The organism is Aurantimonas marianensis (genome assembly GCF_024195285.1).
GTDB classification, from domain to species: domain Bacteria; phylum Pseudomonadota; class Alphaproteobacteria; order Rhizobiales; family Rhizobiaceae; genus Aurantimonas; species Aurantimonas marianensis.
Map to the genome: position 1 here is coordinate 1 of NZ_JALHBS010000140.1, position 1207 is coordinate 1207.

Here is a 1207-nt window from a genome sequence, read left to right on the forward strand (position 1 = left end):
GCCGCCCTCTTTGTCATGGGATTGTCAGGTCCGTTTCGGCCGCGTTCGCGCCCGATCAGAACTCTTCCCAGCTGTCGGTCTCGTTGGCGGCGACCGGCTGCGGCTTGCGGGCGGTGTTGCCGACGACGGCCAGTTGCGGCGCGTTTGCCGCCGGGCGGGCGCCGGGCTTGCCCTTGCCGGTGGCCGGCTTGACGGCGCCGAGCTCGAAGCGGTCGACCAGACGGACCAGCTCGCTGGTCTCCTGGGTCAGCCGGTGCGAGGCGGCGGTCGATTCCTCCACCATCGCGGCGTTCTGCTGGGTCACCTGATCCATCTGGTGAACCGCCGTGTTGACCTCGGCCAGACCCGTCGCCTGCTCCTGCGCCGACGACGAGATCTCCCGCACGATGGTGTTGATCTCGCCGACCTGGTCGGCGATGTCCTTCAGCGCCTGACCGGTCCGCGCCACCAGCTCCACCCCCTGGCCGACCGGGGCGCTCGAGGTCGAGATCAGCGTCTTGATCTCCTTGGCCGCGTCGGCCGAGCGCTGGGCGAGCCCGCGCACTTCCTGGGCCACCACGGCAAAGCCACGGCCCGCCTCGCCGGCCCGCGCCGCCTCGACCCCGGCGTTCAGCGCCAGAAGATTGGTCTGGAAGGCGATCTCGTCGATCACCCCGATGATGTTGCTGATCTGCTTGGACGAGGCCTCGATGCCATTCATCGCCTCGACCGCGTTGCCGACCACGACGCCCGATTCCTCGGCCCCCGTCTTGGCCCTGGCGACCACGTCGCGGGCGTGGTTGGCGCCCTCGGCGGTGCGCTTGACCGTCGCGGTGATCTCGTTCAGCGCCGCCGCCGTCTCCTCCAGGCTCGCCGCCTGCTGCTCGGTGCGCCGGGCCAGATCGTCCGAGGCCTGGCTGATCTCGCCGGTGCCCGAGCGGATCGAGCCCGTCGTCCCGGCGATCGTCGACATGGTCTGGCTGAGCTCGTCCATCGCCGCGTTGAAATCGTCCTTCAGCTTCACATAGGCCGCCGGAAAACTCTGTTCGATGCGATAGGTCAGATCGCCGTCCGACAGCTTGGCAAGGCCGCTGCCGATCTCGCCGACCACCAGCTCCTGCTCCTGCGCCGTCATCTGCTGGCGCTCGCCATTCTGGCGCCGCTCGGCCTCCGCCTCCTCGCGCCGCGTCACCGCCTCGGCCTCCACACGCTGCTTCTCCAAAGCCGC

At 69.5% G+C, this 1207-nt stretch carries 1 protein-coding gene; it reads right to left on the bottom strand.

Annotated features, from left to right (window positions below):
• Positions 1-55 precede the first annotated feature (55 nt).
• Positions 56-1207, bottom strand: a 1152-nt coding sequence (locus MJ956_RS18690) for a methyl-accepting chemotaxis protein (RefSeq protein ID WP_253965922.1), incomplete at its 5' end; no start/stop codon positions are given.